Annotated in this window: 20 protein-coding genes; 13 read left to right on the top strand and 7 right to left on the bottom strand. The window is 52.5% G+C overall.

Features of this window, described 5'->3' with window-relative positions; genetic code table 11:
* A partial coding sequence (locus ACQY8X_RS16600; RefSeq protein ID WP_428036257.1) for a pyrroline-5-carboxylate reductase family protein occupies window positions 1-741 on the top strand: 741 nt, incomplete at its 5' end.
* 41 nt (window positions 742-782) lie between these two features.
* Window positions 783-1,061 (top strand): DksA/TraR family C4-type zinc finger protein, encoded by a 279-nt coding sequence (locus ACQY8X_RS16595; protein WP_428036256.1) that lies wholly within the window; start codon window positions 783-785, stop codon window positions 1,059-1,061.
* Window positions 1,062-1,192: 131 nt separating this feature from the next.
* Here the strand turns inward: ACQY8X_RS16595 and ACQY8X_RS16590 are convergent, their stop codons facing one another.
* A complete protein-coding gene (locus ACQY8X_RS16590; RefSeq protein WP_428036255.1) occupies window positions 1,193-3,241 on the bottom strand; it encodes an FAD-dependent oxidoreductase in 2,049 nt (682 codons plus the stop codon).
* Between the two features lie 204 nt (window positions 3,242-3,445).
* Between ACQY8X_RS16590 and ACQY8X_RS16585 the strand changes: the two genes are divergently transcribed.
* Window positions 3,446-4,123, top strand: a complete 678-nt coding sequence (locus ACQY8X_RS16585) for a TetR/AcrR family transcriptional regulator (RefSeq protein ID WP_428036254.1) — start codon at window positions 3,446-3,448, stop codon at window positions 4,121-4,123.
* Between the two features lie 19 nt (window positions 4,124-4,142).
* Here the strand turns inward: ACQY8X_RS16585 and ACQY8X_RS16580 are convergent, their stop codons facing one another.
* On the bottom strand, window positions 4,143-4,718 hold the full coding sequence (locus tag ACQY8X_RS16580) for a TetR/AcrR family transcriptional regulator (RefSeq protein WP_428036253.1): 576 nt from the start codon (window positions 4,716-4,718) through the stop codon (window positions 4,143-4,145).
* A 91-nt stretch (window positions 4,719-4,809) separates the two neighbouring features.
* Between ACQY8X_RS16580 and ACQY8X_RS16575 the strand changes: the two genes are divergently transcribed.
* Complete coding sequence (locus ACQY8X_RS16575; protein ID WP_428036252.1) at window positions 4,810-5,211, top strand: MAPEG family protein; 402 nt, start codon at window positions 4,810-4,812, stop codon at window positions 5,209-5,211.
* Window positions 5,212-5,245: 34 nt separating this feature from the next.
* Here the strand turns inward: ACQY8X_RS16575 and yjeH are convergent, their stop codons facing one another.
* Window positions 5,246-6,508 carry an L-methionine/branched-chain amino acid transporter gene (yjeH, locus tag ACQY8X_RS16570; RefSeq protein ID WP_428036251.1) on the bottom strand — a complete coding sequence of 421 codons (1,263 nt, stop codon included), beginning with the start codon at window positions 6,506-6,508 and terminating at the stop codon, window positions 5,246-5,248.
* A gap of 131 nt (window positions 6,509-6,639) precedes the next feature.
* Here yjeH and ACQY8X_RS16565 point away from each other — a divergent pair, with 131 nt between their 5' ends.
* Window positions 6,640-7,068 (top strand): Lrp/AsnC family transcriptional regulator, encoded by a 429-nt coding sequence (locus ACQY8X_RS16565; protein ID WP_428036250.1) that lies wholly within the window; start codon window positions 6,640-6,642, stop codon window positions 7,066-7,068.
* Between the two features lie 14 nt (window positions 7,069-7,082).
* Here the strand turns inward: ACQY8X_RS16565 and ACQY8X_RS16560 are convergent, their stop codons facing one another.
* Both ACQY8X_RS16560 and ACQY8X_RS16555 read right to left on the bottom strand, forming a co-directional pair.
* A complete protein-coding gene (locus tag ACQY8X_RS16560) occupies window positions 7,083-7,493 on the bottom strand; it encodes a VOC family protein (protein ID WP_428036249.1) in 411 nt (136 codons plus the stop codon).
* Window positions 7,494-7,546: 53 nt separating this feature from the next.
* Window positions 7,547-8,464: an AraC family transcriptional regulator gene (locus tag ACQY8X_RS16555; RefSeq protein WP_428036248.1), complete on the bottom strand. Its 918-nt coding sequence runs from the start codon at window positions 8,462-8,464 to the stop codon at window positions 7,547-7,549.
* 205 nt (window positions 8,465-8,669) lie between these two features.
* On the opposite strand from ACQY8X_RS16555, the gene ACQY8X_RS16550 reads away from it, so the two are divergent.
* The 6 genes from ACQY8X_RS16550 to ACQY8X_RS16525 all read left to right on the top strand — a co-directional run bounded on the left by ACQY8X_RS16550 (window position 8,670) and on the right by ACQY8X_RS16525 (window position 16,431).
* Entirely contained in the window at window positions 8,670-10,163 is a 1,494-nt protein-coding gene (locus ACQY8X_RS16550) for a CoA-acylating methylmalonate-semialdehyde dehydrogenase (RefSeq protein ID WP_428036247.1), read from the top strand.
* A gap of 192 nt (window positions 10,164-10,355) precedes the next feature.
* Window positions 10,356-11,513 carry an acyl-CoA dehydrogenase family protein gene (locus tag ACQY8X_RS16545; RefSeq protein ID WP_428036246.1) on the top strand — a complete coding sequence of 386 codons (1,158 nt, stop codon included), beginning with the start codon at window positions 10,356-10,358 and terminating at the stop codon, window positions 11,511-11,513.
* Window positions 11,514-11,619: 106 nt separating this feature from the next.
* Entirely contained in the window at window positions 11,620-12,396 is a 777-nt protein-coding gene (locus tag ACQY8X_RS16540; RefSeq protein WP_428036245.1) for an enoyl-CoA hydratase, read from the top strand.
* A 21-nt stretch (window positions 12,397-12,417) separates the two neighbouring features.
* Window positions 12,418-13,515 (top strand): enoyl-CoA hydratase/isomerase family protein, encoded by a 1,098-nt coding sequence (locus ACQY8X_RS16535; RefSeq protein ID WP_428036244.1) that lies wholly within the window; start codon window positions 12,418-12,420, stop codon window positions 13,513-13,515.
* A 50-nt stretch (window positions 13,516-13,565) separates the two neighbouring features.
* Window positions 13,566-14,456: a 3-hydroxyisobutyrate dehydrogenase gene (gene mmsB, locus ACQY8X_RS16530; RefSeq protein ID WP_428036243.1), complete on the top strand. Its 891-nt coding sequence runs from the start codon at window positions 13,566-13,568 to the stop codon at window positions 14,454-14,456.
* A gap of 88 nt (window positions 14,457-14,544) precedes the next feature.
* The gene (locus tag ACQY8X_RS16525) at window positions 14,545-16,431 is read left to right on the top strand and encodes an AMP-binding protein (RefSeq protein WP_428036242.1); all 1,887 of its coding nucleotides are present in this window, start codon (window positions 14,545-14,547) and stop codon (window positions 16,429-16,431) included.
* 75 nt (window positions 16,432-16,506) lie between these two features.
* Here the strand turns inward: ACQY8X_RS16525 and ACQY8X_RS16520 are convergent, their stop codons facing one another.
* Window positions 16,507-17,127, bottom strand: a complete 621-nt coding sequence (locus tag ACQY8X_RS16520) for a hypothetical protein (protein ID WP_428036241.1) — start codon at window positions 17,125-17,127, stop codon at window positions 16,507-16,509.
* A gap of 777 nt (window positions 17,128-17,904) precedes the next feature.
* Here ACQY8X_RS16520 and ACQY8X_RS16515 point away from each other — a divergent pair.
* Both ACQY8X_RS16515 and ACQY8X_RS16510 read left to right on the top strand, forming a co-directional pair.
* Window positions 17,905-21,351, top strand: a complete 3,447-nt coding sequence (locus ACQY8X_RS16515; protein ID WP_428036240.1) for a hybrid sensor histidine kinase/response regulator — start codon at window positions 17,905-17,907, stop codon at window positions 21,349-21,351.
* Window positions 21,348-22,271 carry a response regulator gene (locus ACQY8X_RS16510; RefSeq protein WP_428036239.1) on the top strand — a complete coding sequence of 308 codons (924 nt, stop codon included), beginning with the start codon at window positions 21,348-21,350 and terminating at the stop codon, window positions 22,269-22,271. The genes ACQY8X_RS16515 and ACQY8X_RS16510 overlap by 4 nt, the downstream gene beginning before the upstream one ends.
* Window positions 22,272-22,404: 133 nt before the next feature.
* On the opposite strand, the gene ACQY8X_RS16505 is transcribed toward ACQY8X_RS16510, so the two are convergent.
* On the bottom strand, window positions 22,405-22,836 hold a 432-nt coding region (locus ACQY8X_RS16505; protein ID WP_428036238.1), incomplete at its 5' end, for an EamA family transporter.

Below are 22,836 nucleotides of genomic sequence, written 5' to 3'. Positions count from 1 at the left end.
AGCGGGCTTGTTGCACCTGAGAAACTGTGGATCTCCAGCCGTTCAAATAATCGTACCGGCTTTGAATCAGTGGAATCAAAAGCAGCGATACAGTTTACCACCTGTAATCAGGAGCTGATCGACCACTGTGATATCGTGATTGTCGCGGTACCGCCTGCACTGTCAGCGACGCTGGATATCCGGATAGAGTCTCGCCACGGATTGCTAATCTCCGTGGTCGCGGGTGTTACCATCGAACAGCTTCAGCATCTCACCGGGGCTGAACGGGTGATCCGGGCGATGTCCAATCCGGCTGCTGAAAAAGGGCTGGCTTACTCTCCCTGGTGTGCCAGTCGCGAGGTGACGGCTGAGGATCGCGAAGCGACACAGGCGCTGTTTAACGCGATTGGTCAGACAGATGAGGTTGCCAGTGAGGATCAGATCGATCAGTTCACTGCGCTGATCGGCCCGGTTCCGGGGTTTGTCGCCTATTATGCGGATTGCATGGTGAATTATGCTGTTAAAACCGGTATTGATCCGGCCATTGCCGAACGGGCAGTACGTCAGCTTTTTCATGCCAGTGGGGTTGTCATGGCCACGGCAGAGGCTTCGCCAGCAGAGCAGGTTAAGGCTATGATTGACTACGCGGGCACCACCGCGGCGGGATTAAATGTGATGCAGGCATCGCCGCTGGCTGATGCTATCGCAGAGGGGCTGGATGCTGCTTACAAAAAATCACAGTTAATGACGTCCGTTGATTGATAAACAGATCAGTTTATTGCTAAAAGGGTTGAGGAGCGAGTATGGCCGGTGGCTGGGCGCGTGATGGCGCCGTTCAGGATCAGATTGATGCCAGTGTTGAAGATGCTGTCGCGCTGGCGCGCAGTCGTTTAAATGCGGGCTCCAGTGCGGCGGAAAGCTTAACCCACTGCGAAGAATGCGATCAGCCTATTCCGGAGAAACGGCGACAGGCGGTTCCCGGTATTCGCCTCTGTATTAAATGCCAGGCAGAACTGGAAAAACAGCAGATCAGCGTGGGCGGTATCAATCGTCGTGGCAGTAAAGACAGTCAGCTCAGATAGTCAGTCTGAGACTCAGAAAATAAGCTCCTGAAAATGAGTTCCTGAAAAAAGGGCTCTGAAAATGAGCCCCTCGACAGTCGTTCAGGGCAGTTTTACCTATCACTGTATAACCTGCCCAACCTTTAATCGTTTCAGAGATCCTTTACCAGTCGTAAGGCATCATAGATCGCCGCATGGGTATTGCGTGCCGATACCGCATCACCGATACGGAACAAGCGGAATTTACCCGCGCTGTTTTTTTCCAGGGTCTGAGGCGTGCCCGCAATCAGTGCATCGTAGTTCACTTCACCCAGATTAATGGAATGGGGTTTGAGGTCGAAGTACAGATCATCCAGCGGCAGGGTGCCGTGGTTGACGACTACCTGATCGATGCGGCGGCTCTGAGTGAAATCGCGGCTACCGTCATCGTAATCGCTGCCGACTGTCGCTACCAGTTCATTGCCGTCACGGGCCACCGAGTGCAGCCGGTAGGTGACGGTAAAGGTAACCTCCTTTTGCTGCAGGGTACGCATATAGGGTACCAGGTTCATCGCCATCACTTCGGGAGCAAAGCTGCGATCCGGTGTCATAATCTCAACTCTGGCACCGCTATTGGCGATGACCTCGGCGGCCTGCAGCGCTGCGTGGTCACCGGCATCATCGTACAGCAGCACATTGGTGCCGGGTTTGACACTGCGGGAGATTATATCCCAGGTTGAAACCACCAGTTCATTACCGCTTTGCAGCACTTCGGTATCCGGCAGACCACCGGTGGCGATAATCACTTCATCGGGATCTTCGGCTAATACCGTGTCGGCTTCGGCATAGGTATTGAAGTGGAATTTCACTCCCATCGATTTACACTGCTGCATGCGCCAGTCGATGATGCTGATCATCTCATGACGTCGTGGATTCTGAGAGGTTAACAGAATCTGTCCGCCAGCATTGCTGGCGGCCTCAAACACGATTATCTCATGCCCCCGTTCTGCGGCAACCCGGGCGGCTTCCAGACCTCCAGGGCCAGCCCCGACTATGACAACTTTTTTCCGCTGTGGTGCTTTCGCAATTTCGTGAGGCATGGTCAGTTCACGACCGGTTGCCGGATTGTGTATACAGTAGGCGGCTCCACCCTGATAGATGCGGTCAAGGCAGTAGTTGGCACCGACACAGGGGCGAATACTCTCCTCGTTGCCTGCGATAATTTTGCGCACAATATGGGGGTCGGTCATATGTGCCCGGGTCATGCCCACCATATCGATCTTGCCGCTGGCGATGGCATAGCGGGCGGTGGCAACATCGGGGATCTTTGCCGCATGAAAGGTTGGGAAGCCTGTTGCGGCGCGGATCTCACCAGCGAAATCCAGGTGTGGAGAGTTACGCATCCCCTGAATCGGGATCAGATCGGTCAGACCTGCATCAGTATCGATGTGACCACGGACTATGTTGAGGAAATCCACCATACCACTATCTTTCAACCGCTGAGAGATAGACAGGCCATCTTCTGCCGACAGTCCACCGTCAAGCATCTCATCTCCGGTATAGCGCACGCCGACGATAAACTCGTTGCCAACCCGTTGGCGAATTGAGCGAAGCAGATCAAAAGTGAAGCGTAAGCGGTTGTCGAGATCACCACCGTAGGGGCCATCCAGCGTATTGGTCAGTGGTGACCAGAACTGGTCCATCAGATGGCCGTAGGCCTGTAGCTCAATACCATCCATGCCCGCCGCATACATCCGTTCGGCAGCATCGGTGTAGTCTTTGATAATGCGTTCGATATCCCAGTCTTCAACCTGTTTAGGGAAGGCCCGGTGGGCGGCTTCCCGGCGGTGGGAGGCTGATACTGCGGGTAACCAGTCACCCTTATCCCAGCGGGTGCGTCGCCCCAGATGAGTTAACTGAATCATCACTGCCGCACCGTGTTCATGACACTCATCGGTGAGTGCTTTCAGATAGGGTACGACCTCATCTTTATACGCGAGAATGTTGTCAAATACCGGCGGACTGTCTTTGGCGACAGCAGCGGAACCTGCGGTCATCGTCAGTGCAACGCCGGCTTTAGCCCGTTCAACGTGATAGGCACGATAGCGCTCAGTGGGCATGCCGTTTTCGGAGTATGCCGGCTCATGGGAGGAGACCATAATGCGGTTGCGCAGACGCAGATGTTTCAGTTGGAACGGTTGCAGCAGGGGGTCATTGGACATTGTGAGCCTCCAGATGAGTGAGTAATGAGACGACGTTTTCAGCTAATCTAGAAGTAATGTACATATGTGTCAATTAAAAAATCAGTAGTGTACATTGTGGGGCGGGTACCAGGTTTACTTTGACTGAACAGTTATGTACATTCTGTCGCTCGTGTAGGGTGATGATGGGTGTATTACCGTTGTCCAGGGGATGTTGCAGATACGATGAAAAGAGATAACGACAGTAATCAGGCTGATACTGGTAATGACGAAGCCAAACCCTCAGGGGAGAGTGGTTGGCGTGGTTCGGCAGATCTCTGGTTGCAGGCTGCTTATGACACGGTGGTTGAAACCGGGGTTGATGCGGTGCGTATTCAACCACTGGCTAAAAAGCTGAAGCTATCCCGCACCAGCTTTTACTGGTTTTTTAAAGACCGGGACGAACTGTTGAATGCCCTGTTGAAAAAATGGCGGGATAAAAACAGCGGTAATCTGGTGACGCAGTCGCAGGCCTATGCCGAGACCATTGCGGAAGCGATCCTGAATGTATTTGATTGCTGGCTGAATCAGGATCTGTTTGATTCTCAGTTTGAGTTCGCTGTTCGCAGCTGGGCATTGCAGTCGGCAGAGGTTACCGAGCAGATTGGTCTGGCGGATGAAACGCGCCTGGAAGCATTACGGCAGATGTTTATCCGTTTTGGCTATGAACCGCTCAAAGCTGATGTCCGCGCGCGCACTATCTATCTGACCCAGATCGGTTATATTTCGATGAAGTCCGACGAAGATATCACCACCCGCTTACAGCGGATCTCAGACTATGTCGAGATCTTTACCGGGCAGACACCAGAACCGCGGGAGCTGGAACGTTTCTATGCGCGACATAAACAGGCAGGGGACGACTGAACATCGGGTTCTGAAGGCTTTATATCCCTCCTAATATCAACCGTGCTTGCTGACGGCAGGATGATAAAATCTGTTGTATCTGTTGTTGATCCTCAAGGGTTCTCGAAACCGCTACAGCACCAATGATCATTGATGTAAGTGAGAAAACATCCTGGCTGTTTTTCACAGTATCTCTGCCAGCATAGTCCAGAATCAGCTGATTCATTCTGGTATATACCTGGGCATAGGTTTTATGGGTTTCTTTATCCCGGGAGACGATATCGGTCGCCAGAAAAGCTAAAGGGCAGGGCCTTTCCCCATACACATGTTCCAGGCTCAGATAGCCATCCAGCAGTACGCTCAGCCATTCCCGGGATGAGAGCCCTTCAGGTTTTAAATCTGCCAGTTTGCTGTTTGACGCGGCAAACTTCAGCGCTTCTTTATACAACTCTGATTTACTTCTGAAATGTCCGTAAAAGGCTCCACGGGTTAATGAACAGTCCTGCATCACCCTGTCCACCGTCACGTTGTCAAAGCCCTTGGTTGAAAATAACCGGTAAGCGCTTTGCAGAATTTTCTCTCTGCTGTTTTGTTTATGTTCGCTTGAATAGGGCATCACGATGACTCAAAGATATCTAAATATGATCTTTATCATATATAGATTGTTGTTAGCATCAAGCTCTATCGAATCAGGAGGGTTATAAGTCATGGTCTATGCAATCGCGGCGGTAACGCTGTTAACAATCTTAATCGGAGTGCTGGCGGTCAGAGCGAGAATATCCTGCGTCCGTAGTGGCGAGGTTCCGGCAGGCTATTTTAAACTGATGCAGGGTGAAGCCCTGCCTGAGCGGATGATTAAGACTGGCCGGTGCTACAACAACATGTTTGAGGTTCCCTGCCTCTTTTACGTGGTTAGCACGCTGTATATCGTATCAGACGCAGAGAGCACAGCAGGGCTGTTACTTGCCTGGGCGTTTGTTGTTTGCCGGGCAGCACAAGCCTGGGTTCATCTGACCAGTAATAATGTCCGCTATCGTATGTACCTGTATGGTGGTGGGATTTTATGTGTATTACTGCTATGGATTAATCTGCTTATCGAGCAGATATAGCTTCCAGCGCAAGCCGAATCAGCTAATGTCAGACTTACGACAGGTTCTCATCAGCGGGATGAGCGTGCTTCCATAGTGGCTGTCCCAGCAAGATCAGTGTTATCAGCGAGCCTAGCAAGAGGGCGTAAAGCATTGCACTGCCCAGACAGTAAATAAACATCCCGCAGGCGATCAGGCTGATCACTATTGCAGGTTTGCAACGTCGGTCCAGCAACTTCCAGGCGGCCAGCATCGAAGCGCTATACACCACGACAAAGGAACCGTTCACCCAGTGGGCCATGATAGTGAAGTTGATATCGGCCAGATAGCTGAACAGCAGCATCAGCGCAGAGATCAGCATAAAGGTCAGCAGTGCACTAGTGGGAACCTTATGCTGATTGAGTGCGCGTAGCGGGCTGGGCAAAATACCATCATGACTGAAACTCCAGGCCAGCCGGGAGAGACTGGCAAAGTAGATATTGATGGTCGCGATACCGCTGATAAAGCCTAAGCCGCCGATAATCCAGCGGCCACTGTTGCCAAATTGCAGCTCAAACAGGCCGACCATCGCCAGCGAATGCTCTGGCGCTAACAGTGACAGCCAGGTGCAGCCGATATAGATCAGTCCTACCAGGGCGACGCCGATCAGGGTTGCCGGAATATAATCCCGCTTAACATCTTTAAACTCGCCAGCCAGATGAGTAATTGCTTCGATACCGAGAAAGCTCCAGATACCCAGACCGATTGCCTGCATCAGGCCATTGTAATCTCCGGGCCGGTGAACAATGGGCGTGGTATCGGGGAGCGGTGTCTGAATCAGTGTCATCATCAGCATCAGAATGACCACAAACAGAATTGTCAGGGTGAGCCCCATCTGAATACGACCCGATAGCTGCAGGCCCCGGCGGTTGATAAAAAATAGCAGTAAAAAAACCAGCAGTTCGCCGCAGAGCTGCTGTTCTGCTGAAAGCGTTATGACAGGTTGCAGAAACTTGAATGTCATTACCAACGCTGCAGCGGCGCCAGGGGGCACGGAGAACAGAAACAGCAAGCCGATAACCCGGCTGGCCAGTGGCCCGAACGCCCGCTCAACGAAATAAGCCGGGCCAGCCGCGTGGGTGAAACGCCGCCCCAGTTCGGCAAACACCCAGGTGAGTGGCAGAATCCCCAGCAACAGAATAATCCAGGCCCAGATGGCGTAATTACCGGCGGCAACGATGGTTAGTTGTGGCAGAATAAAGACGCCGGTTCCCAGCAGAGTGGTGGCAATCAGTCCCATCCCTTGCCAGCGGGTAATTGTTTGATTTAGCCTAGGCATCCTTTAATCCAGATAACATATAGTGTGTCAGTAGAGTGTACGACCGATATTAAAACCGTTACGTCGTGGTTTACTGTCAATCTGTAGGTTTTTCATTATTTTGCCGACGTTTTGCATACTCAGGTTAACCCATGGATAGTTTTGATCAGAAAATAATCGCCGCACTTCGGCAAAATGCCCGGCAGAGTGTTTCCGCCATCGCAGAGCAGGTAAACTTGTCGCGTCCAGCCGTCTCTGAACGGATAAAACGAATGGAGGAGCAGGGCGAGATTCTGGGCTATCAGGTGCTAACCTCCACTCAGAGCGAAAAAAATGGCCCGCTCAGAGCCTATTTTGAAATTAAGCATGGTGGCTATAAGTGTCGTCCTCTGGTGCAGTTGGTGATGCAATATCCTGAAGTGAAGCACTGTCATGGTATCAGTGGTGAGGTCGATCTGTTGGTGTATATCGAGTTTTCAGAGATGCAGCGGCTGCACGACATATTGGCAGAGATCGATGCGGTACTGCCTCAGGGGGCTAAAATAGTCACCCACATGGTGCTGCAAACCTGGGAGCAATAAGCTGCCGTGCAGTGTTACTTTTTAATACTCCTGAGCTCTATTGTATTGCCTTCCGGATCCCGAATATAGACCGATTGGCCAAAACCTTCGCTGCCATAGCGTTCAGAGAAGTCCCCGAAGGCTATTTCATGCTTTTTGAGGTGCTCGCGGATCTCATCTTCAGTGATCGGCTCAAGCAGCAGGCAGAAATGGTCCATATTATTCTCTGTTGCTGTCGGAGGGCCGCCACCTTCGCGTCCCAACTCACTGTCGACTATCACCAGATCGATCAGCGCATCCCCTGCGCGTAGTTGCACCAGCCCGGTTTTCGGCGGCAGCGCCCGTTCAACGATACAGCCCAGTACACCGCAATAAAACGCCAGCATCTCCCCCAGCCGGGTGGTGCGTAATACGATATGATCAATTCCGGCAATGTTAAGCGCCATATTCACCTCTATTAAAACTGTGTCAGGTAATTGTTTAGTCGCTATAAGTTAATTTAAATGGTCTCGGTTTTAAAGCTCTTATACGACCAGGCGCCGACCTGCAGTTTTCGGTATTGGGTTGGCGAGATGCCCATCACTTTTTTAAAAATCCTGGAGAAGTAATAGGCATCCTCATAGCCCACCATGAACGCAACCTCTGCAACTGTTCTGCTGCTGATATCCAAAAGGTGACAGGCCCGTTCAATTTTCAGCTGAATAAAGTGGTTGATCGGGGTGGTGCCCGTGACATCTTTATATTTCTTAATAAAGTGAAATTTAGACAAGTTGACGCTTGCTGCCAGGGTGTCGATATCCAGCTGTTCATGAATGCGTGCCTGCATCAGGCTGTGAATTTTTTCCAGATCGAAACTGTCGGCATCCTGACTGCGTACCAGTGGCTGTAACAGCGCGATATGGGTGAGAATCTGCCGTAGCTGGTTTGCCGCATTGATAAAAGCATTCAGGTGATAGCTGCTGTGACGCGCCTCCAGCAGCGCATCGAACTCGCTCACCAGGCTGCTGTGCAAGCCTAAGTGCACCACCGGCTTGTGTACTGAGATCTGCAGATGGGTAATAAAGTCATCCGCCAAAGCACCTTCAAAGTGGCACCAGTAGATGGTCCAGGGGTTGTTCAGGCTGGAGGCATACTGATGGGCGGTACCCCGGGGTAACAGAATCAGATCACCGCTATTTACCGCAATATTCTTCTGGTGAACACGGATTTTACCTTTGCCATCGAGGCAATATATCAGTAGATGATCATCATGTTCGAGGCGCTCCATACGGTGGCCTTCTGCCTCTTTATAATAGCCTGCCCCGAGTGGGTAAAGATCCCTTGAAAGCTTGTTATTACTGAGTCTTTCGATGATTTTGTGGGGCATGATGAAACGGATGCTCTGGGGTGGCAGAGGCCAGTTTGAAGGGGTGCTCATCGGGGCTGCTCGACTAAGGTATTAATCTGGAATAAGGGTATTCATGTATTAAATAGCAATATAGTCCATTAATATAGCAACATTATGAATCATCTGCAGCCGGAAGCTGTGCTTTAATCAAGGCAAGATGGTTGCAGTCACTGCCTGTTGAGCGGTGGCTGAAGACAATAATAACGAGATGCTAATAGCAGCAAAGGTGCAAAACATGACTCAGCAAGTCCCTCTACTGATCAATGGTGAACTGGTTCAGAGCCGCAGTGAAAACTGGATTCCGGTAACCAACCCTGCCACCCAGGAAGTAATTGCCCAGGTGCCTTGTGCAACCTCTGACGAAGTGGATCAGGCTGTTGAAGCCGCGAAAGCCGCGTTTGAATCCTGGAAAGAGACACCCGTTGGCGAACGTGCCCGTCTGATGCTGCGATATCAGGCATTGCTGAAAGAGAACCATGATCAGATTGCCGAGCTGCTGTCACAGGAAACCGGTAAAACCTTTGAAGATGCTAAAGGTGATGTCTGGCGTGGTATTGAAGTGGTTGAACATGCCTGCAACATCGCGTCACTGAGTATGGGTGAAACCGTTGAAAACGTGGCCCGAAAAATTGATTGTTACAGCATCACTCAGCCTCTGGGTGTGTGTGTCGGTATCACCCCGTTTAACTTCCCGGCGATGATCCCTTTGTGGATGTTCCCGATGGCGATCGCCTGCGGTAACACCTTTGTCCTGAAACCCTCTGAGCAAGACCCGCTGACGCCGATGCGTCTGGCCGAACTGTTTAAAGACGCCGGTGCTCCCGACGGTCTGTTGCAGGTTGTTCACGGCACCAAAGAGGTTGTTAATCAGTTGCTGACCCACAAAGATACGCCAGCGATCTCTTTCGTCGGTTCTGTTGCGGTCGGTGAGCATATCTACCGTACCGGTACCGATAAGATGAAGCGGGTTCAGGCGTTTGCCGGGGCGAAAAACCATATGGTCATTATGCCGGATGCGGCTAAAAATCAGGTGGTCAACAGCATTGCCGGAGCCTCTGTTGGCGCCGCAGGTCAGCGTTGTATGGCGATTTCGGTGGCCGTCTTTGTGGGCCGTTCACGGGAGTGGATTCCTGAAGTGCGTGATGCCCTGGCTAAAGTACGTCCCGGTGCCTGGAATGACCCTGAAGCGGGTTATGGTCCACAGATTAACCCACAGGCCAAACAACGAATCCTGAACTTTATTCAGGAAGGTAAAGATGCCGGTGCCGAGTGTATTCTGGATGGTTCTGAGTGTGTCGTTGAAGGGTTCCCCGACGGGAACTGGGTTGGCCCAACCATGTTCAGAGGCGTCACCCGGGATATGTCCATCTATCAGGAAGAGATCTTTGGGCCGGTACTGATCACACTGGAAGTGGATACGCTTGAAGAAGCGATCGCCCTGATTAATGAGAACCCTTACGGCAACGGTACCTCTATCTTCACCTCATCCGGTGCCGCTGCGCGTAAGTATCAGCACGAGATTAAAGTGGGTCAGGTTGGTATCAACGTACCGGTACCCGTGCCACTGCCTATGTTCTCGTTCACTGGCTGGAGAAAATCGTTCTACGGTGATCAGCATGCCTATGGTAAGCAGGCGGTTAAGTTCTACACCGAGACTAAAACCGTCACTGCACGCTGGTTTGAGGATGATATTGATACCGGGGTTAACACCACAATACATCTGAAATAAAAGCTACTGCGCTTGAAATATCGGCGTTATCTGCCGGTTTGCGCTGCTCATTGACAATAGTCAACTGCGCTGCTCAACCGGCATATGCCTTGATCTTTCGGCGCTCGTAACGCTTTTATACACTCTTTTTTACAAGCTATTGAATCGATAGAGTAATAATAAGAATCTACCTGTGTTAAGTACGGAGCATCTATGGATTTTGAACTGAATGAGGAACAGGTGGCGTTTGCCGATATGGCTCGTGCGTTTGCTCAGAATGAACTGGAACCCCATGCCGGGGAGTGGGATCTGCAGCAGACCTTTCCGGTTGATGTGCTGAAAGCCGCGGGAGAACTCGGTTTCTGCGGCCTCTATTCCCATGAGGATGTTGGCGGTCTGGGCCTGAGCCGCTTAGATGCCAGCATTATCTTTGAACAGCTGGCGATGGGATGTACCTCGACCACCGCCTTTATCACGATTCATAATATGGCCACCTGGATGATCTCCGAGTTTGGCGCAGAGGATGTGCGTCAGCAGTGGTGTCCGCAACTGACCGCCGGTGAGAAGCTGGCCTCCTACTGCCTGACGGAACCCAATGCCGGGTCCGATGCCGGTTCATTGAAAACCTCTGCCCGCCGTGATGGCGATGACTATCTGTTGAACGGCAGNAAAATCTTCATCTCTGGTGCCGGTGCAACCGACTGCCTGGTGGTGATGGCGCGTACAGGAGAGGAGGGGCCGAAAGGGATCTCCGCGTTTGCCGTTGATGCCACACTGCCCGGCATCACCTATGGCCGTAAAGAGGAGAAGATGGGCTGGAACAGTCAGCCAACCCGGATGATCACCTTTGAGGATGTGCGTATTCCGGCTGCTGCGATTCTTGGTGCGGAAGGTGATGGTTTCAGAATTGCGATGCGCGGTCTTGATGGTGGACGCATCAATATCGCCACCTGTTCTGTCGGTACCGCCCAGCAGGCGTTGAATAAAGCCACCGAGTATATGCATGAGCGTAAGCAGTTCGGCCAGTCTCTGGCGAACTTCCAGGCGTTACAGTTTAAGCTGGCTAACGCTGCCACCGAGTTGGTGGCTGCCCGGCAGATGGTGCGTATGGCGGCAGCCCGTCTGGATAATAACCATCCGGATAAAACCACCTACTGTGCGATGGCGAAGCGTTTTGCCACTGATGTTGGCTATAACGTTGCCGATGAAGCGCTGCAGATTTTTGGGGGGAACGGTTATATCAAAGAGTATCCGATGGAACGCTTCCTGCGGGACAACCGGGTGCACCGGATTCTGGAAGGCACCAATGAAATTATGAATGTGATTATTGCCCGTCGGTTGTTGCTGGATAATGCGACAGAACTACTATAGCAGCGCATTACAATCGTTAGCGATAACGGGTTAAGGTAAGCATTGAACACGAATTTTACGGGTGTAATCAGTATAAATACCCGAGACATTAATAAGGAAGATCGTTATGACCGAGAAGCTGTTGGTTGAAAAACGGGGCAATATTGCTCTGTTGACAATGAATAATCCGCCCGCTAATACCTGGACAGAAGAGAGTCTTAAAGGGCTTAAAACACTGGTGGAAGAGCTGAACGCTGATCGTGATATCTATAGTCTGGTGATTACCGGACAGGGCGAAAAATTCTTCTCAGCCGGCGCGGATCTGAACCTGTTTGCCGACGGTGATCGCAGCGTCGCCCGTGATATGGCGCGCTATTTTGGTGAAGCATTTGAAACCCTGAGCCAGTTCCGCGGGGTCTCTATCGCAGCCATTAATGGTTTTGCCATGGGTGGTGGTCTGGAAGTCGCTCTGGCCTGTGATATCCGTATCGCCGAAGAGCAGTCACAGATGGCGCTGCCGGAAGCCAAAGTGGGATTGCTGCCCTGTGCTGGTGGCACCCAGAACCTCACTATGCTGGTGGGTGAGGGCTGGACCAAACGGATGATCCTCTGCGGTGAGCGCATTAAAGCGGCGAAAGCCCAGGAGATCGGTCTGGTAGAAGAGGTAGTGCCGCAGGGGCAGGCGCTGGAAAAAGCGCTGGAGCTGGCGGCAAATGTTGCTCAGCAAAGTCCGACAGCGGTGGCGTCCTGTAAGCAACTGATCCAGAACAACCGCACCCAGCACTGGAGTGCCGGTTATATTCTCGAGCGGGAACTGTTTGTCGATCTGTTCTTTACCGAAGATCAGCAAGAGGGGGTGAATGCCTTCCTGGGTAAACGTGCCCCCCAGTGGAAAAACCGCTAAGCGGGATACAGGAGAGAATTGATGAGCTGTGTACTGTTTAATGAATACCCAACCCGCGATGGCAAAAAAATTGTTGAGATCCAGCTGAACGCAGAACGCAGTCTGAATGCGCTGACGCTGGAGATGATCGATCTGATTCAGCCAAAACTGGATCAATGGAAAACCGATGATGCAGTGGTTGCTGTGCTCCTCGATAGCGCCGGAGAGAAAGCCTTCTGCGCCGGAGGTGATGTGGTCAACCTGTACAAGTCGATGACCGGTGATGGTGACCCGCAGTTCCCAACTGATTTCTTTACCCGGGAATATATTCTCGATTACACCATTCACACCTATCCCAAGCCGATTATCTGTTGGGGCCATGGCATTGTGATGGGCGGTGGTATGGGGCTGATGAACGGCTGTAGCCACCGTATCGTCACCGAGAAAACCCATATGGCGATGCCCGAAGTGACTATCGGCCTCTATCCTGATGTTGGTGGTAGTTGGTTTTTGAACCATATGCCGGGTCGTACCGGTCTGTTTCTGGGCCTCACCGGCAACCCGATGAATGCCGCCGATGCCTTGTTCCTGGGGCTGGCGGATCGGTTTATCGCCGCAGAGCTGCGTAGCCAGATGCTGAATGGACTACAGGCTGAAAGCTGGGACGGTTGTGGCCATGCTGCCACCAATCGGGTGCTGCGCGATCTGGAGCAGCAGTCTCAGGCGGCGTTTAATGCGGACTCACCGGTGCAGAATCACTACTCGTTTATTCAGCAGATTACCGACAAAGACTCTCTGCCGGAGCTGGTTGAAGGTTTGTTGGCCGTCGACAGCGATGACAAGTGGATCAACCGGGCACAGAAAGCGATCAGTCATGGTAGTCCACTGGCGATTCATATCATCAGGCAGCAGATGGAAGTGACTAAGCATATGTCACTGAAACAGGTGTTTGAAAGTGAAATGATTCTGTCGGTACAGTGCTGTAAGCAGCGGGAGTTTCCCGAAGGTGTACGGGCACTATTAGTGGATAAAGATGGTGCTCCGCAATGGATTTATAAGACAGTCGGGGAAGTTGATCCGGCATTTGTCGATCAGTTCTTCGAATCCCCGTGGGAGGTTAACCCACTGGCGTCACTCTAATTTAGCCGTTTAACAACAACGTTAATAAGAATTAAAAGAGGCAAAGTGTTATGGCAACTATCGGATTTATCGGTCTGGGTAACATGGGCGGACCCATGGCGATCAACCTGCTGAAAGCAGGTCATGAAGTAAAGGCGTTTGACCTGTCTCAGGCAGCAGTCGAGCATGTCGTATCAGAGGGCGGCACCGCTGTGGCTTCTGCGGTTGAGGCGGCTACCGGTGCTGATTTTGTGATCTCCATGCTGCCTGCCGGAGTGCATGTGCAGGGGTTATATCTGACAGGGGAGGCCCCGCTGCTGGATGTGGTTTCTGACAATGCGTTGATTATTGATTCCTCTACCATTGATGCCGCCACGGCCCAACGGGTTTCGGCGGCGGCCGCCGAACGGGGACTGAGCTTTATCGATGCCCCGGTATCCGGTGGTGTCGGTGGCGCTATCGCCGGAACCCTGGCGTTTATGGTCGGTGCCACCGATGAGCAGTTTGCTAAAGCAAAACCGATTCTGGAGTGTATGGGTAAGAATATTTTCCATGCCGGTCAGAGCGGTGCAGGCCAGATCGCCAAAGCGTGCAACAATATGATGCTGTCGATTCTGATGGCGGGTACCAGTGAAGCGCTGAACATGGGGATGAAAAATGGCCTCGATCCGGCGGTGCTCTCTGAAATTATGAAGCAGAGTTCCGGCAATAACTGGGCGCTGCAGGTGTATAACCCGGTACCGGGGGTGATGGCAGGGGTGCCCTCTTCAAACAATTACCAGGGCGGTTTTCAGGTCGATCTGATGTTTAAGGATCTGGGGCTGGCGATGGAGCTGAGTCAGCAGAGTAACTCGCCGGTGCCGATGGGATCAGCGGCGCGCTCACTGTTCTCGCTGCATAAGTCCAAAGGCAACGGCGGTCTGGATTTCTCCAGCATCCTCAAGCTCTATCAGGACAGCTGATTTTCTCATGATTTGACATCAGCAACCACATACTGCCGGTAATGCCAGCCGGCAGACTCCCTCTATAAAAACAAAACCGGAGTAGGTCATGGGTTACAACGACGAATACCGGGCTGCACAGCAGAATCCCGAAGCATACTGGGCTGAGCAGGCTAAACGGATCAACTGGTTTAAACAACCTGAAACCATTCTCAAAAAAACCGCCAACGGCACCTTCTGCTGGTATCCCGATGGTGAGCTCAACAGCTGCTATCTGGCACTGGATCAGCATCTGCAAACCCGCGGTGATCAGGTTGCCCTCTATTACGATTCCCCTGCGACCAGCAGTAAACAACAGATCACCTACTGCGAACTGCATCAGAAAGTGGCGCTGTTTGCCGGAACCCTGAAAAAGCTGGGTGTGGAGAAGGGCGATACCGTGGTGATCTATATGCCGATGATCCCCGAGGCGGCTGTGGCGATGCTTGCCTGTGCCCGGCTAGGCGCGGTGCATTCGGTGGTGTTTGGTGGTTTTGCCGCCAATGAGATGGCGATCCGCATCGATGATGCGAAACCCAAACTGATTCTGACTGCATCCTGCGGTATCGAGTTTGATAAGAAAATTGCCTATAAACCCCTGGTCGATAAAGCGATTGATCTGGCAACTCATCAGCCCGCCTATACGATTGTCTGTCAGCGGCCGATGTTGCCGGCAGAGATGAATCCGGAACGTGACCTGGACTGGTATGGGTGTCAGGAAGGCATTGAGCCTGCCGATTGTGTGCCCGTGAAAGGCAGCGACCCGCTCTATATTCTCTATACTTCAGGCACCACCGGAGCGCCGAAAGGGATCGTGCGGGATAATGGTGGCCACGCCGTGGCACTTAACTACGCGCTGCATAATGTTTATGGCATGAACCCCGGTGATGTCTGGTGGGGGGCCTCGGATATTGGCTGGGTAGTGGGGCACTCCTTTATTGTCTATGGCCCGTTGATGGGTGGCTGCAGTGCGATCTTTTTTGAAGGTAAACCGATCAAAACCCCTGACGCCGGAACTTTCTGGCGGGTGATCGATGAGTACCGGGTTAATTCCATGTTCTGTGCACCAACCGCATTCCGGGCGATTCGCAAGGAAGACCCTGAAGGTGAGCTGGCGCAGAAGTATGACCTTTCCAGCCTTAACTGGGTGTTTGTCGCCGGTGAAAAGCTCGATTCGTCCACCTATCAGTGGCTTGATGGGCTGTTGCAGGTACCGGTGATCGATCACTGGTGGCAAACCGAAACCGGCTGGCCCATGACTGCGCCAATGATGGGCTGGGATAACCCCTCAGCGGCCCGGCTGGGATCAACCAATAAACCGATTCCCGGTTATGATATTCAGGTGGTCGATGGCGAAGGACAGCTGGTTGAGCCGAATGAAACCGGTAATATTGTGGTCACCCTGCCGATGCCGCCGGGGGTTGCCTGGGATATCTGGAATCAACCGCAGCGGTTTACGGACTCCTATCTCACCGCTTTTCCGGGCTATTACCACACCGGCGATGGTGGCTTCAAAGATGACGATGGCTACGTTTACATCACCGGGCGCACCGACGATGTGATCAATGTCTCCGGTCACCGTCTGTCTACCGGTGAGATGGAAGAGGTGGTCTCGTCCCATCCCGCAGTGGCCGAGTGTGCCGTGATCGGTGTTAACGACGCCCTCAAAGGCCAGGTGCCTGCGGGGCTGATTGTGCTGAAGGCGGGGGTGGAAATAGATGAATCACAGCTGCAAGCCGAACTGGTGCAGATGGTGCGTGATCAGGTGGGGGCGCTGGCCTGCTTCCGTCGGGCTGTCGTGGTGCAGCGTCTGCCGAAAACCCGATCGGGCAAAATTTTACGTGCCATCCTTCGTAAAATCGCTGCCAACGATCAGTACAAGATGCCGTCTACCATTGATGATGAGAGTATTCTGGCGGAGATCAGTGAAATAATGGACCGGGCAGGGATGCGTTAGGCGTTTCGATGTTCGTTTGTTACTGGCAAGTGACAAAAGTCATTTGCCAGTAACAAACCGGGAGTGTGGAGAAACTTATTCCAGGAAGCTCTCGATATGCGCGAGCTTTAAATCGTTCGGATCTCTTTCCCGAAACAGCCGAACGATTTGATGGACATCCATACCGGATATCAGGGGGATATTGCTTTTGGTCTTAAGGTATTTATTGGCCCCCATGCCGATATAAAAGCGGACAAAATTCTCATTCCGGGTGATCACAGCTTCCTGCAGGGGAGTCATTCCATAGTCATTGAATGGATCAATGTCTGCGCCCCGGCTCTGATAATGCTGAGCCAACGACATAATCTGCTCATCACACTCTGATTCGCCCAACTCTGATGCAGTCAGCAAAATGTGAAACACACTCTGATTGTTTACCAGATTATCAGTGATCATAAAATGGTCGTTAAACAACATCTGATCCCAGCGAAGCAGGTAGGGGATGTAGGGTTCCAGATAGCCAAACCCCTGGAACAGCCCACCATCATTCTGTTGGATCTCATGCTGATTTTTGCAGCCTGCAATGGCCGCATAGGTTATTTGAAATGAGGGCGGCGTGGCTAACTTTACCAGTCCCGTTATAACAAACAGACAGCCCGTCGCTATAACAGCAGAGAGTAAAACAATACTAAGAGGAATGATGAACAGCTTTTTCATTGACTCATCCTTGAGTTGGAATTGGTCTTCGTTTGTTATGCTATGAATATAGGTAAGTGTACGCCACTAATCCGTCCAACCAGGACTCAAGCCATATGCCCCGCATTCTGAGTCAGGCTTGTCGCAATCGTCAACTGAGCATAACTGCTGGAATGAACAAAATAAACATCTGGTTTTGGCTCTTCCTCTGTGTTCTCTGTGCCCTCAGTGGTAAAAAATATCTTAAAAAGTTTCACCACAGAGAACACAGAGTGCACCGAGGTAAACAGATTAACAATCTATCGCTTCTCACCGTTAGTTCTTAACTTACCCTGTCCTGGGGCGGCTGTTGACGCTTTTTCTGGCAAGCGACGCAATTGCGTCTAACCAGGACTAACGCGCTAGTTCTTAGTTTCTTTTAAGTCTGCAGTGGTAAAAAATATCCTAAAAAGGTTCACCACAGAGGACACAGAGAGCACCGAGGTAAATAGATTAACAATCTATCGCTTCTCACCGTTAGTTCTTAACTTGCCCTAAGCTGGGGCGGCTGTTGACGCTTTTTCTAGCAAGCGACGCAGTCGCGTCTAACCACTAGCAACTAGCTACTTCTTTTTGTTACCCCCGCTTGGCACAAACCCTGCAGTCTAACCCAGTATTAAGGCTCGTTTACGGATAAACAGTTCTATTGGCTCTCTTGTGGTGCGCTAACGTGCACTGCAGGGTTTTTATTGCACTAAATTTGTGCATCGGATTTGCATCATCCGATGTCGTTGTTTCTGAAGAGTGAGTCAGGAGTATATGTCAGCTTTCCAGAAGATCCTCAAAGTACGGCGCCACTACAACAAGTGGGTCGCGGACCAGACGCTGGAAGATTACGCGCTGCGTTTTACTGCGCGTAAAGGGCGTCATATGAGTATCTCTAAGGTGGGTAAAACCGCGTTGGGGGCGGCGTCCTTTCTGGCGCTTGAGGGGCTGGCTGCCGCGGTGACGCTGAGCTACGGCTTCACCAATACGGTGATAGCGATGCTGGCGGTGTGTCTGGTGTTGTTTATTACCGGTTTTCCGATTGCTTATTACTCTGCCAAACACGGTCTGGATATCGATCTGCTCACCCGGGGGGCCGGGTTTGGTTATCTGGGGTCTACGCTGACGTCGCTTATCTACGCCTCCTTTACCTTCATCTTCTTTGCTATTGAAGCCGCGATTCTGGCGTCGGCACTAAAAGCGTTGTTTGGTATCCCGCTGGCGCTGGGCTATCTGCTCTGTGCGCTGGCGGTGATTCCCATTGTGACCCACGGTATTACGGCGATCAGCCGGTTTCAGGTGGCAACCCATAATCTCTGGGTGACACTGCAGCTGGCGGCAATTGGGGTGGCGCTCTGGTATGAGTTTGATAGCTTGCAGGGCTGGACTGAGTTCAGTCCGGGCATGGGGGCAAGCGCCAGCGGTGAATTTGACATCATCATGTTTGGCGCGGCGGTGTCGGTGTTTTTCGCGCTGTTTGCCCAGATCGGCGAGCAGGTGGATTATCTGCGTTTTATGCCGGAGAAGACCGAAGCGAATAAAAAACAGTGGTGGTTCTGGTTGATTCTGGCCGGCCCCGGCTGGGTCTTTACCGGCATGATCAAGATGTTGCTGGGGTCGTTTCTGGCCTATCTGGCGATTACCCAGGGGATGAGTATGGTTGAAGCCTCTGATCCGACCTATATGTATCAACGGGTGTTCCAACTGATGACCGGCTCGCCGGAGATTGCCCTGCTGCTGGCGGCGCTGATGGTGGTGGTCTGTCAGATGAAGATCAATGTCACGAACGCCTACGCCGGGTCTATCGCCTGGTCGAACTTCTTTTCCCGCCTTACTCACAGCCACCCGGGACGGGTTGTCTGGCTGGTGTTTAATGTGACTATTGCGCTGATTCTGATGGAGCTGGGCATCTATCAGGCACTGGAAGCGATTCTGGGTATCTTTGCGATCATTGCCATTAGCTGGCTGGCATCATTGTCGGCTGATCTGCTGATCAACAAGCCGCTAGGGCTGAGTCCGCCGGAGATCGAATTCAAGCGGGGTCATCTGTACGACATCAATCCGGTTGGGATGGGATCGATGGTGATCTCTACTGCACTGGGGATGCTGAGTTATCTGGGGCTATTCGGTGAAATCGCGCGCAATCTGTGTCATTTTGTCAGTCTGGCCAGCTGCTTTGTCTGTGTGCCGCTGATCGCCTGGCTGACCGGCGGCCGCTACTATATTGCCCGCACCAATGAAGAGCTGAACCAGTATATCCGCCTGGTGCCGGTACATGGCGACGCCCCGACGGTGAGTATCGTCACCTGCGGTATCTGCGAGAACGATTTTGAACGCGAGGATATGAGTTACTGTCCCGCCTATGATCTGCCGATCTGTTCACTCTGTTGCTCGCTCGATGTGCGCTGCCTGGATAACTGTAAGCCCAAGGCGCGCCTCTCCCGTCAGGTGATGGAGATGTTGCATCTGTTTCTGCCGCGCCGGGCGGTGAAGCTGGTCAGTTCCCGTCTGGGTAAGTTTATTGCGTTGCTACTGGTGGTCAATCTGGTGCTGGGAGCGCTGCTGGCGGTTATCTACCGACAATTAGCACCGGCCACAGCGGAGGAAACAGCGTTGGTGCTGCAGACCATCTGGACGCTGTTCTTTACTCTGTTTATCGCTTCGGGTGTGGTCACCTGGCTGTTTTTGCTGACCCATGAAAGCCGGGTGGTGGCGCAGCAGGAATCTAACCGGCAGACGATGAAGCTGACCCGGGAGGTTGAGGCGCACGAACAGACCGACCTTGAACTCCAGCAGGCGAAAGAGCTGGCAGAACGGGCTAATGCGGCCAAGAGCCGTTATCTATCGGGTATCAGTCATGAACTACGCACGCCGCTGCAGTCGATTCTGGGGTATGCCCAGCTATTACGTGAACGTTCCGAGCTGCAGGAGGATCAGCGGCGGGGGCTTGATATCATCCATCGTAGTGGTCTCTACCTGACTGATTTGATCGAGGGGCTGCTGGATATCTCCAAGATCGAGGCGGGGCGCTTAGATCTGCATCGCAACCAGGTGCATCTGCCCGAGCTGATAGAGCAGCTGGATGAGATGTTTCGCTTACAGGCGTTGCAGAAAGGGATCGAGTTTAACTGTCATATTGCTAACCCGCTGCCGCAGCGGATCGTCACCGATGAAAAACGGCTGCGGCAGATTCTCATCAACGTGCTCTCCAATGCGGTGAAATATACCCCGAGCGGACGGGTGGATTTTGATATTCGATACCGTAACCAGGTGGCTGAATTTTCCATCAGGGATACCGGGCCGGGGATCGATGAATATCAGATGAAGCGGATCTTTGCGCCCTTTGAACGGATTCGTAACCGCGATACCGCCCATCTGCCAGGCACCGGTCTGGGTCTGACCATTGTCAAGTTACTTACCGAGATTATGGGGGGCGATCTGCAGGTGGAGAGTAGTCCAGGGCAGGGCAGTTGTTTCCGTATCTCCATGATGTTGCCCTGGGTGAGCAGTGAAGAGCTGACACCACTACTGCAGGAGCGGCGGATTATCGGTTATGAAGGCTATCAGCGCAGCCTCTGTCTGGTGGATGATGACCCGGTTCTGCGTGGTCTGCTTGCCGATATTCTGATGCCGCTGGGCTTCAATATCATGGAAGCGCAGGATGCAGAAAACTGCCTTGCACTGTTACCGCAAAGTGAGCCGGATTTGTTTCTGCTGGATATCTCCATGCCGGGCATGTCCGGGTTGCAGCTCGCCAGCATCCTGCGGCAGCGTAAAGTACCGGGTAAAATTGTGATGCTCTCTGCCGATGCCCGTGAGCTTTCTGCCCGGGATGAGGGGCATGGCAGCTATGATGATTATCTGGTTAAACCGGTTGCTAATCACCAGTTGCTGGAAACCCTGGGCCGTCATCTGGAGCTGAAATGGATCTACCGGGGCGAGTCTGAACCGGCTAGCGCTCCGCTGCCGGAACCGACTGTATCCGTAAAAGCGTCAGCCCCCGTAGCGGAGAGTGTTGCGATCCTGCAACCGGATCATCCATTGCTGCTGGAACTGAAAAACTGTGCCGAGCTGGGTTATCACAAAGGCGTGGTGCAGTGTCTGAAAGAGATCGAAGGGCTGGAGGTTCTGTCCCCGGGGGCATTAACCCATCTGCGACAGCTCAGTGAAAGTTTTCTGTTTGATAAGCTGGTCGTGTATCTGGAGACCCAGAGTCAATGAATATGAGTGAAAACGGATCTACGCGTAATGATGTCGTGCTGGTAGTGGATGATTCCCCCAATGCGCTAAGCCTGATCAATGATGCGCTGGAGGGGGCAGGGCTGGATATTCTGGTGGCACTGGAGGGGCGTCAGGCGTTGACGATCTGTAAACGTATCCGCCCGGATATCATCCTCATGGATGCGGTGATGCCGGTGATGGATGGTTTTGAAACCTGTCGTAAGTTGAAAGCTGATCCGGATCTGGCCACCATTCCGGTCGTGTTTATGACCGGCCTGACCGAGACTGATGACATCGTTCGTGGACTGGATTGTGGCGGCGTCGATTATCTGACCAAACCGATCAGCCCCAATGAACTGCTGGCGCGCATCCGTGTGCATCTGGGCAATGCGCGCCAGACAAGTAGTGTTCACAGTGCGCTGGATAGTACCGGCCAGCACCTGCTGACGGTGGGTAGTGATGGTCTGTTGCGCTGGGCCACCCCCCGGGCCTACGCTCTGCTGGGCCGGGCAGGAGTGACTGAACAGCTACAGGAAGAGAGCCTGTTGCCGCAGATTCAAAACTGGCTGACCCACAGCCCGTTAGAACAGGAACGGATGGTGGTTAAACACCTGGACTATCCGCTAACCCTCAAACTGATCGGCTATCAGAGCAACGGAGAAGTGCTGATGCAGCTGATTGATGGCAATAAGCCTACCGGCCCGGAACTGCTGAAGCTAGAGTTGGAACTGACCGAACGGGAAGCCGAAGTGCTGTTCTGGCTGGCCAACGGCAAAACCAACCGGGAGATCGCAGAAATCCTGGAAATCAGCCCCCGCACCATCAACAAACACCTGGAACAGATCTTTCCCAAACTCGGTGTCGAGAATCGCACCGCAGCGGCGGGGGTTGCACTTAGGCTGATTGCCAGTCATGAGTAAGAGCAGTCGCCAGACGTCGCTACGCGACTTGCCAGACGCGGCTTCGCCGCTTGCTAGTTGTTAGAAAAAGCTTTTAAAAGCCGTTGTTTGTAGCGTCTGTAGGAGTGACGCTAGCATGCGCTCTGGAACAGGCTTATGTCACTTTTGCCTGTTGGGTACGCTGGTTGAATTTATCGTTTACCATGAGAGCTAACAGAATTATTGCCCCACCGATCGACAAGCGCACAATATCCGCATCACGGTTCCAGAATAAAACGTTAACCAGAATACCGGCAGGGATTAACAGGTTGTTGGCGACAGCCAGTGCGCCGACACTCACCAGTGTTGCCCCCTTGTTCCAGGCGAAATAACCCAGACCGGACGCAACGACCCCTAAATAGGTCAGAATTGACCATTGCAGAGGGGTGGTGGGTAGTTTATCCGGGTTGCCAAGGATGAGATAACAGGGAATCACAACCGCCAATGCGCCGATAAAGAACCAACCAAACACGGTGCGCTGTGGCAGGTCTGGGCGTTCTTTCGCAATGATTCGTTTGTAGCCTACCTGTCCTGCTGCAAAGCAAAC

The sequence above is a fragment of the Amphritea sp. genome, from assembly GCF_050300915.1.
Classification (GTDB): Bacteria; Pseudomonadota; Gammaproteobacteria; order Pseudomonadales; family Balneatricaceae; genus Amphritea.
Note: the sequence above shows the minus strand (reverse complement) of the source record. Positions and strands in the feature narration are given on the sequence as shown.

Bases quoted from the DNA above. Each gene is read 5' to 3' on its own strand.
- ACQY8X_RS16595 (WP_428036256.1), top strand. From the start codon at position 783: ATGGCCGGTGGCTGGGCGCGTGATGGCGCCGTTCAGGATCAGATTGAT.
- ACQY8X_RS16590 (WP_428036255.1), bottom strand. From the start codon at position 3,241: ATGTCCAATGACCCCCTGCTGCAACCGTTCCAACTGAAACATCTGCGT.
- ACQY8X_RS16585 (WP_428036254.1), top strand. From the start codon at position 3,446: ATGAAAAGAGATAACGACAGTAATCAGGCTGATACTGGTAATGACGAA.
- ACQY8X_RS16580 (WP_428036253.1), bottom strand. From the start codon at position 4,718: ATGCCCTATTCAAGCGAACATAAACAAAACAGCAGAGAGAAAATTCTG.
- ACQY8X_RS16575 (WP_428036252.1), top strand. From the start codon at position 4,810: ATGGTCTATGCAATCGCGGCGGTAACGCTGTTAACAATCTTAATCGGA.
- yjeH (WP_428036251.1), bottom strand. From the start codon at position 6,508: ATGCCTAGGCTAAATCAAACAATTACCCGCTGGCAAGGGATGGGACTG.
- ACQY8X_RS16565 (WP_428036250.1), top strand. From the start codon at position 6,640: ATGGATAGTTTTGATCAGAAAATAATCGCCGCACTTCGGCAAAATGCC.
- ACQY8X_RS16560 (WP_428036249.1), bottom strand. From the start codon at position 7,493: ATGGCGCTTAACATTGCCGGAATTGATCATATCGTATTACGCACCACC.
- ACQY8X_RS16555 (WP_428036248.1), bottom strand. From the start codon at position 8,464: ATGAGCACCCCTTCAAACTGGCCTCTGCCACCCCAGAGCATCCGTTTC.
- ACQY8X_RS16550 (WP_428036247.1), top strand. From the start codon at position 8,670: ATGACTCAGCAAGTCCCTCTACTGATCAATGGTGAACTGGTTCAGAGC.
- ACQY8X_RS16540 (WP_428036245.1), top strand. From the start codon at position 11,620: ATGACCGAGAAGCTGTTGGTTGAAAAACGGGGCAATATTGCTCTGTTG.
- ACQY8X_RS16535 (WP_428036244.1), top strand. From the start codon at position 12,418: ATGAGCTGTGTACTGTTTAATGAATACCCAACCCGCGATGGCAAAAAA.
- mmsB (WP_428036243.1), top strand. From the start codon at position 13,566: ATGGCAACTATCGGATTTATCGGTCTGGGTAACATGGGCGGACCCATG.
- ACQY8X_RS16525 (WP_428036242.1), top strand. From the start codon at position 14,545: ATGGGTTACAACGACGAATACCGGGCTGCACAGCAGAATCCCGAAGCA.
- ACQY8X_RS16520 (WP_428036241.1), bottom strand. From the start codon at position 17,127: ATGAAAAAGCTGTTCATCATTCCTCTTAGTATTGTTTTACTCTCTGCT.
- ACQY8X_RS16515 (WP_428036240.1), top strand. From the start codon at position 17,905: ATGTCAGCTTTCCAGAAGATCCTCAAAGTACGGCGCCACTACAACAAG.
- ACQY8X_RS16510 (WP_428036239.1), top strand. From the start codon at position 21,348: ATGAATATGAGTGAAAACGGATCTACGCGTAATGATGTCGTGCTGGTA.